Annotated in this window: 8 protein-coding genes; 3 read left to right on the top strand and 5 right to left on the bottom strand. The window is 66.5% G+C overall.

Going from position 1 to position 8,628, the window contains the following annotated elements; translation table 11 throughout:
* The first annotated feature begins 4 nt into the window (after positions 1-4).
* From HGK34_RS23380 to HGK34_RS21345, 3 genes are all read left to right on the top strand, one after another.
* Positions 5-157 (top strand): integrase core domain-containing protein, encoded by a 153-nt coding sequence (locus HGK34_RS23380; RefSeq protein ID WP_372433175.1) that lies wholly within the window; start codon positions 5-7, stop codon positions 155-157.
* Between the two features lie 88 nt (positions 158-245).
* Positions 246-836 carry a hypothetical protein gene (locus tag HGK34_RS21350; protein WP_201851278.1) on the top strand — a complete coding sequence of 197 codons (591 nt, stop codon included), beginning with the start codon at positions 246-248 and terminating at the stop codon, positions 834-836.
* Positions 837-1,061: 225 nt separating this feature from the next.
* Entirely contained in the window at positions 1,062-1,355 is a 294-nt protein-coding gene (locus HGK34_RS21345) for a hypothetical protein (protein ID WP_201851277.1), read from the top strand.
* A 363-nt stretch (positions 1,356-1,718) separates the two neighbouring features.
* Here HGK34_RS21345 and HGK34_RS21340 read toward each other — a convergent pair whose 3' ends face one another.
* The 5 genes from HGK34_RS21340 to HGK34_RS21320 all read right to left on the bottom strand — a co-directional run bounded on the left by HGK34_RS21340 (position 1,719) and on the right by HGK34_RS21320 (position 8,466).
* Entirely contained in the window at positions 1,719-1,976 is a 258-nt protein-coding gene (locus tag HGK34_RS21340; protein WP_201851275.1) for a helix-turn-helix domain-containing protein, read from the bottom strand.
* Between the two features lie 127 nt (positions 1,977-2,103).
* Positions 2,104-3,252 carry a hypothetical protein gene (locus HGK34_RS21335; RefSeq protein ID WP_201851273.1) on the bottom strand — a complete coding sequence of 383 codons (1,149 nt, stop codon included), beginning with the start codon at positions 3,250-3,252 and terminating at the stop codon, positions 2,104-2,106.
* 346 nt (positions 3,253-3,598) lie between these two features.
* Positions 3,599-4,909, bottom strand: a complete 1,311-nt coding sequence (locus tag HGK34_RS21330) for a tyrosine-type recombinase/integrase (protein WP_201851271.1) — start codon at positions 4,907-4,909, stop codon at positions 3,599-3,601.
* Between the two features lie 469 nt (positions 4,910-5,378).
* Positions 5,379-6,041 (bottom strand): DUF6308 family protein, encoded by a 663-nt coding sequence (locus HGK34_RS21325; RefSeq protein WP_201851269.1) that lies wholly within the window; start codon positions 6,039-6,041, stop codon positions 5,379-5,381.
* Positions 6,042-6,063: 22 nt separating this feature from the next.
* The gene (locus HGK34_RS21320) at positions 6,064-8,466 is read right to left on the bottom strand and encodes an SbcC/MukB-like Walker B domain-containing protein (protein WP_201851267.1); all 2,403 of its coding nucleotides are present in this window, start codon (positions 8,464-8,466) and stop codon (positions 6,064-6,066) included.
* Positions 8,467-8,628: the final 162 nt, after the last annotated feature.

Here is an 8,628-nt window from a genome sequence, read left to right as displayed (position 1 = left end):
AGATGTGTATAAGAGACAGCCCCGAGCCGCACGCCTCGCGGTGTTCCGCTGGACCACCCGCTACAACACCCGACGACCCCACTCACGCCTGGGAAACCAGAGCCCGGCCGACTACGAGAGGAACCTTCAAACAGCTACGCTGCAGCCTGCCGCATGACCACACGATGACGTGTCCACTTCTCGGGGCGAAGGCCCTGTCCTCCGTTGAACCGCTACCTGAGCCGCTGTTCGAGCCACTCGATACCGTGACCGCCGAGCGGCTGAGTCGGACCTCACCCGCCCTGCGGGCCGACATCGCCAACCGCGCTCTGGACGCACTCGCGACCAGCCGCACCGACAACCCCACCCACGCACAAACCCTCGCCCACCTGGTCAGCACCTACCGCCTGACCCGCGACGCCGTCATCGCCCACGCCATACGCGACGCGACCCGCCAGGACCGCGTCGACGCCCTCGTGCGCACCTTCCGTGCCGCCCCGACCGCGCAGCAACCCAAACTCGCCGCAGCGGCGCTGGTCGCCACCTACATCGCTGGCTGGCAGCCCGCCGTCCTGGTCACACTCGCCAAGCACGCTGACCCGAACGACGGTCTCAAACATCTGTTCGCCAACGCCATCAACGAACGAGTTGCCCCGGACCACCTGCGCCGAGTCCTTGTCGACGCGCTCGACACCACGATGACCGCGGCCGACGACCTCTGGACCGCCCAGCGGAGCACCTCGGGGACGAGAGCGATCGACCGGCCGGACACCAGATCCCGTCCCAGCGGTGGGCGCCCCGAGCACGGTCCAGATCGGCCGATCGGCCGCGGCCCCGGCGGTCGGGACTTGACGTAGAAGGGCTGTGCGGGTGCCGCGCACGCTACTGCCCAACGCGGACGTCAACGAGGCCCGGCGTCGGACGAGCACCTGTCGGGCATGAGCACCTCGGACACGTCCTACGCCTCGACCGTTCACGACGGAAATGTCACCTGTCAGACCGGAAGAGTGCGCCTGTCATTGAAGTATGTCGGCGACGACCACAATCAACATGGCGTCCCTCGTCACCGGTACAGGTACCGGGTGAGCGACCAGGCCACGGGCAGGAGTTTCACAGGGCATGACCTCTACAACCACGCCGCCGTGGACACCCAGGCCGGCATGCGATACCTCATCGCGTATCTGTACGCGGTCGGCACGACGGCCGCTGATCAGCCCCGCGATCCCGACGACGACTCGATGGGCCTCCTGCCCGAATGGCTCCAGCGAACCGCCCGCCGCTATGCCGAGGAGCTTCTGCTCCAGCTCGACCTCCTCGAGGAGGCGTTCACCGAACCGACCGACGCCTCGTTCTACGTGGGTTGCCTCGCTCCGTAGCCGCCCTACCAGCGCGCCTCGAGCAACCGGCTACTGGCCTGCCGCGCGCATCAGCCATGGCATCAGCCAGCCGCCGTTGACAAGTCTCAACGCGTCGTCGACAGACAAGCCGCTGCGTTTGCGCCCAATCAATGCGTGGGAGTGATCGGTCTCGACCGAGCGGTCCTCGACATGCGCAGTCGCCTGCGTGTGCGTATGCGCTAACGCCTGCTGCTGATTCAGGGCGGGCCAGCACCAGCCTGTGCCGGCACGCCGTATGCGATGTCACGGCGGGCATTCGTGACTCGACGGCGCGAGGCGTGGGCCCACTTCGACAGCATCAAGACGATGTACCTGCCAATGATCGAGTGCGAGGGCGGGGGTTCAGGATCTGGCTCTCGACTCGCTCCACTCCAGCAGGTCGCGGGGGTCGTACCGAACGTGGCGCCCGTGCATGCGGAACTTCGGCCCGATGCCTTCATACCCCGCTCGGCGCCACTTCTCGAGGGTGTGTACCGAGAGGCCCAGAATTCTTGCAGCTTCCGAGGGCGTGCAATACCCGGTGCCAGGGAGCGTGGTGTGGGCTGCGGTTGTCCTGCCCCGTCGTTCGTTCACACGCTGGAGGTGCGGACGAATCGCCATGGCCGATCGGTGAAGTGCCAGGGCCGACGGTCTGGGACAGCCCGGTCTGCCAGGTAGTCGAGTGGCTTGTAGCCCCATGGACTGGCCGTGCCAGTCCATGGGGCTACAGAGAATGCCGCGTCGCTTGTCAGCGTGCGCCGTTCGCTGCTATGGGCTCCAGACCCCACGCGTGCACGGATCGGCCGTCGGCGAAGCGCCACTCTGCGCGGCACTTGTCGCAGTCGATCCGCACGTCGTGTTCGCGGAAGCCGGGCACGTTGTCGTGTTCTTCGATGATCGTTCCGTCGCCGCACGGGCACCAGTACTCGTAGCGCTCGACGTCCCCCCGTCCGGCGCCGTATCCGTCGACGTCCTCCACGCTGCTCCTGATCCGCTCGGTGCGGACCGGTGTGGAATCAGGCGTCGTGTCCATCCACTCAGCGATCGCTTGCCTCCCGGCTTCGTACGCCTCGGGCGAGGGCCGAACCTCACGCAGGATGGCCAGTAGTTCGTCGGGTGTGTGTGCGATGCCGTGGTCGCTGGCTCGCACAGCGGCGGAATAGTCCGATGCGAAGTCGCCGACGACGTCATCGCGGCCATCCTGGTGAACCAGCCAGTCGTGGAACGGCCTTTCTTCGGAGGTCGAGGCGGGCCTGACCCAGTGGCCTTCGAAGGGTTGACCGGATGCAAGTGTCGCGAGCGCTGTCTGCAGGTGTGTGTAGCCGGCGGGTTGGTAGTGGTGCGCACGCGGCTGGGTCCGCCCGCTGGTGACCATTCGGTTGACGTAGTCGTGCTCGCGCTCGGAGACCCCGATCAGGAGATTCGGGCCGCCATCGGATGGCGCGGCGATCGGGAGGCCCAGTGCTGCCGCCGCCCAGATCAGTCGGCCGTTGGACACGTACGAGCAGTGCGGGCTCAGGAAGCGCTCGGCGGTGTGCTTCAGGGAGTAACTGCTGACCTCCGGTGTTTCGCCGGCTGCGACGGGAGTGAACATCCGGAGCATGTCCGTGATGAGCGCCAGCTCGATGAAGTCGGACCGACGATTGAAGGTCCACGACGGTTCCGCACCGACGCCGTTCTCGCCGAGGACGGCACCGCCGCCGCGGGCCCCGATCAGAGAGTGCTCTTCGAGAACATCGACCAGGTGCCGGGCATCGACCCGCCCGCCGAGAATGCCTTGAGCGAGGGGGTCCTTCATCTGCCGCAGTGCGGCCGTGTACTTCGTGCCGGTGAATTCGGCCCATGCGCTCGCGTCCTTCTGGAGCGCACGGTTGGTGGAGTGGTTGTCGGACGTCATCTCAATCTCAGTTCCGGGCTCTGCAACCCACGCGTGCAAGCCCTGCGACATGAGAGAGATCTCGGTCCAACAGGTACTGCGGCTCTGGATCGGCATCCGTTGTCCTCGACGTCTTCGTCGCGTGGGGACTCAGACTCGGAGAGGGGCAGTCCAGACCGCCCACCGCAAAGCGTAGCGGGCTGATCCCGGCATGTCCATTGTCTTGCGGGCGGGTGACCGTGCAGGATGCGCGGACAGAACTGCGCGCTCGTCTGTGGCCGTGTTCAGCGGTGACGCCGGAACGCAGCGTCCCGGCGTCACCTTGTGTCGACACGCGCCACCGCGCCGAGCGAGAGTCGCCGACCTCCTAGGACACGACCTGGAGGTGGCGGCGAGCCGTGCGGCGCGGCTCGGTCGGGGTCATGGGGAGAACCTGCGCCTCCTGCTGTGGCGCGGGGTCGGAGGACTCGACCAGGGCCTGGAGCGCGGCGCGCACGTCGGGGGCTATGTTGCGGCGTGCGATGTAGTGCTGCTGGGTGATGCCTTTGGGCTTGTGCCCGAGGACCTGGCCGGCGATGTGATCGTTGTGCGCCTCGGCGATCGCGGTTGCCGCGGTGGAGCGCAGCTTGTGGAAGCTGACGCGCTCCGGCTTCAGTGCCCCGTTCGATTTGGAGACGATCCTGTCGAGGATCTTGCCCGCGTTGCCGGTGTTCCAGCAGTTTCCGTGCCGGGTCGGGAACACCCAGTCGGACGGCTTCGCGCGCTCTGGCCGGATGCTGCGCAGCGCTTCCACGACCGCGGGTGGCAGCAGGATGGTCCGGTTGCTGGAGTCGGTCTTGGGCGTCTCCTGCCGGAAGGTGCTCTTGCCCTTGAGTTCGACCTGCGTCCCGGACACCGTGACCGATGGCCGGTTCCCGTCCAGTGTCAGGTCGCCCCAGCGCAGCGCTGCTCCCTCACCGGGACGCAGCGCCGCGCCGAGCAGCAGGACCAGCAGGACGTCGAGGTTGTCGGCGGTGGTCCGGGTGATGTTGAGCGTGCGCTCCTCGCGCAGGATCCGGCGGATCGTCTGCAGTTCTTCGGCCTCGAGCGCGACCGGCCGCGGGTCGTGTCGCCGCACGGGTGAGACCCCCGCCATCGGATCCGTTAGCAGGATCCCGAGCCGCACTGCCGATCGGAACGCGCCGCGCAGGGCGACGCGGATCTCCTCGGCACGCCCGCGGGAGATGCGCTTGTGGCCATCGAGCCACTGCTCCAGCGTCAAAGTGGTGACCTCGTTCAGGCTGAGGTTCCCGATGCCCCCGTCTTCCGCGCAGACGTAGTTGATCGCACGCTTGGTGTGGACGAGAGACTGTGGACGTGGTGGCGTCTCGCCCTGGCGTTCGGTCGCATCGGGGCGTGACCAGAACGCCGTCGACTCCGCCTCGATCCGGTTGTACCAGTCCCAGCACAGGTCCGAGACCGTCGTGATCGCGGCGACCACCGTGGTGCCGAGGAGGTCGTCGAGCTTCTCCTGCAGGCGGTCCTCTGCCGCGTCCCGGGTCATGCCCACGGCCGACGGTTGGTGGTACTCGCCCAGTAGGTCGCGGGCAGTGGCGCGCGCCTGCCACTGGCGCCCCTTGCCTGTCTTCCACGCGCTGATCCTGCCGTGGGTACCCGGCTTGAGCTTCGCCCGTCCCATCAGGCCACCTCCGTCGGCACGTTCCACGCCGGCGCCGCCAGCCACTCGTGGCGGCTGCGGTCCCTGCGGAACAGGCTCTGTGGATCGACGGGCTCCGAGCGGGAGAAGCGAAGAGGGAGAACTGGCGTTGAGGCGCCACACGTCCCATCGGGCTGGTCCTGTACGCGACCACCAACGGTGGGCAGCATGGAACGGGCCGTGCGGCGCGAGGTCGTGGTCCTCATGCCTGGCAGGTACGGGGAGAATCCCGTCGTCGGACGCGTCGGCGCGCAGCGGCGGGGTACGGGTCGCGGGTTAGCTGAGCAAAGCGTGCACAATTCGTGCTCCCGAAGGGTCACGAACGCTAGCGCTGCTGGTCAGAGGCCGATTACCCGGAAACGAAGTACTTCTCGGTGTGAGGTGCGGGGGTGCTCGCGGCCGTGCAGGTCCGACGGGTCCTTGCAGGTCAGAATCCCAATTGGTGACAAGCTCAATCGGGCAGCCCGAGATGTTTGCGGACCTTCAGCGCGTTCCGCGACTGCGAGTACCTCATCCAAGTGGCGACGTCGAGGAGCCGTAGCGTTGACGGGCGGACCTCCGGCGGCAGGTCGCCGTGCGCGAGAGCGTCAATGCGCGCTCTCAGCTCCGAGTCCTGAAGCAGAGCGTGAAACGACGCCCAGGCATCCACTTTTCCAAGTCTTACCCGCTCTCGGACGACGGAGTCCAGGATCGGCATCAGCGCAGGTCTCTTGCGTGCGAGCACCTTGCTGGCTCTGGTCCCACCGATGCCAGGGATGCCCATGAGGTGGTCCCACAGTCTCCAGGCTGCAGAGCCCCGCCCGAGAACGGCGTCGTACTCTTTCTCGCCGACCGCCCAAAGAGCCACGTTCGGCGGGATGGCGGCCAGGAGCTCGCTGGCCCTCTGGTCGATGAGCAGTGCACGTACGGCCTGGGGACCGAATCGCACATCGAGAAGAGACGCTGCAACGACATCGTCGGGTGTGAAGCTAACGGGGTCGTTGTCGCCCAGGTCATCGAAGAGACGGCCGGTGAACCATGGCTTGCTGTAGTAGGCCGCAACGAGTTCAGCACCGCGTTCCGCGATGATGCTCTCCACAGCCTTGCGCGTGCGGCGAGTGTGGTCCTCGTCCATCAAGTTCATGGGAATGTTGGCCTCATGCGACGACTTCGAGGGTGCTACCGACCTTCAAACGCCGGACGCGGATGCGTTCTGGGATGACGGACTTGAGCGATTCGACGTGGGAGACGACTCCGACGGTTCGACCCGAAGTGCGCAGGCGCGAGAGCTCGGCAACCACGACCTCCAGGGTCTCCGGGTCCAGAGAGCCGAACCCTTCGTCGATGAACAGGGTTTCGAGGTCGACGCCGCCGGCCTCCGCGGTGACGACGTCCGTGAGCCCGAGCGCGAGACAGAGCGAGACGTAGAAGGTCTCACCGCCGGAGAGAGTGGCTGGGTCACGAGATCTCTCGGTGTCGTGGTCTACGACACGGAGCGCGAGGCCAAGCTTTCGTCCGGACTTGCTTTCGCGCTGGTCCGTACGTTCCAGCTCGTAGCGGCCGTTCGACATGACCGAGAGGCGGGCGTTTGCAGCGTCAACGACGTCCTCGAAACGGCGCATCAGGACGAACGTCGTCAGGGTGATGGATCGATCGTTGACGCTCCGGTCGCCGGTTGCGGCTTGAGCCATGCGAATGACCGGCTCGGCCTTGCCGCGCGCCTCATTGAGCGACTCAAGGGCTCGCTCGACCTGGCTGGCGCCCTTGTTCACGGCATCGAAGCGGGTCCGGGCGATCGTGGTGCGCTCATGGGCCTTGGTTAGCGAACTCGCTGCGGCTTCGAAGCCGAGCTTGGTGGCCGCGACATCGTCATCGGTGGGTTCGGGCAACTCCTTGGCCTCGATCTCTTGGAGCGCCGTCGTGACACGGTGGTATTCGTTCTCGTGGCTGCGGACCTGGGTGGTGAGATCCTGTCGATGGTCGTCATCGATGAGTACTGCGGTGAGGGCCTCGACCGACTCATATCCTCGAGCCGCGAGTTCCGAACCGAGCCGTTCCTGGTGCGCCTTCAGCGCATTGCCGGCCTCGGTGCCGGCCCTCTCTGCGTCGAGTGCCCGAGTAAGGCAATCGATGGCGTCGGCGGCTTCCTCCTGCCGGTGCTCGACGACCTGCAAGGCTCTCTCGCCGTCGCAGGTCGTTCCGAGGATTTCGGTTGCCGCATCGAGTGTCTTGGTGGCCCGCTCCTCCTCCGTCTCAGCAGCCTGGAGCGCGGCCTTGTGACGCTGCTCCAGAACCGCGGTCTCTTCGCGGTGACGGGATTCCGACTCGGTGAGTTCGGCTTCTTCTTCGTCGAGTCTCGCCAGTGAATCGACCGCTTCGTCGCGTAGCGCGGCGGCCCGTTCAGCGGCAGCCAGACTCTCCTTGAGATCCTCGACCCTGGTATGGGCTTCGTCCGACGTATTGTTCGCCGCCGCCTCACGGCGGCCTGCGAGACGTTCCTTCGCAGTTCCCGCTTCGGACCTGGCAGCGTGGAGGGCGTCCGACTTGGCCGTGACGTCCTCGATTGCAGCGTCCAGGATTCCTTGGACTTGAGCGATCTCGTCGTTGAGCTTGTCGACTTGCGCAGCGAGGTCGTCCCGCTGCTTCTCCGCCGCCTTTGCCTGCTTCTGCTGTGCTGTCAGCTGTGCCACGCGGGCCTGGGCCTCATCGGTGGTCAGGCCCTCGGCCTGAGCCGTAGCCGACTCCCGCTGCTCGCGCGCTGTGGCGGCCATGCTTACTGCGTCTTGGAGACGTTCCTCCGCCTCGAGGCGGAGTTGGGTGGCCATTGCGACGCGCTCGACGGCAGAGACTTCGTCGTCGGCCGGCTGAAGAGCCAGAACTGGGTGTTCAGTCGAGCCGCAGACCTGGCACGGGTCGCCAGGTTGAAGTTCGGCCGCGAGTTCGCCAGCAACGCCAGCGATCCGAGCCAGGTGGGCAGCGCGCTCGGCCTCGACCGCATGGACAGTTTCCTGGTGTCGCTTCTCCTGAGCTGCGTCGGTCGCTTCGACGACCGTCTGGAGCTCTTCGGCTTGCGAGGCTGCTTTCGCGACCTTCTTGGCAGCCTTCAGCTGTTCCATGAGTTCACCGACCGTCGCCGCAGTCGCAGCCTGGCCGCCAAGCTCTTCTTCAGCCGTTCTCCGTCGGGACGGCAGCTCTGCGCCGGCGGCTGAAGCTGCGTCCTTGGCCTTCCTTGCCTCGGCAAGGTCCTGTTCGGCGATGGCAACGGCATCCTCCGCCGATCGGAGTTCCTTCGCTGCTTCCTCGGCTTCATTTGCCGCGGCGAAGATCCGTTGGGCTTGTTCGAGCCGAACTTGGAGCACACTCTCGCGGGCAGCCTGCTTCGCGTTGGTCTCCCGCGCCTGGGTCAGCGTTTCTCGGCGTGCCGGAAATGCGGCCCGGACGTCCTCGGCTTTCGCCTGATCAGCCCGCGCGGTCTCGAGCGCAGCCAGGGCGACCTCTGCGGCGCGGCGCTGTTCGACAGCGGCAAGCGCGGACTCCTGAGCGACATCGAGATTGGTCATGAGCGATCGGATCGCTGCGACCTGTTCCTCCAGCTCAGCCCTGATCCTTCGCGTGGTGTGTGGCCCGGCCTGAGCGGTTCGGCTGAGTTGGCCGTTGGTCTCGTTTGGGCGCGTTTCGCGTGCGCGTGTCGCTGCGTGCGCCGGTTCCGGCCGGTGGTGGTG

Source organism: Myceligenerans indicum, assembly GCF_016742955.1.
Classification (GTDB): domain Bacteria; phylum Actinomycetota; class Actinomycetes; order Actinomycetales; family Cellulomonadaceae; genus Myceligenerans; species Myceligenerans indicum.
This window is presented reverse-complemented; position numbering and strand designations above follow the sequence as displayed.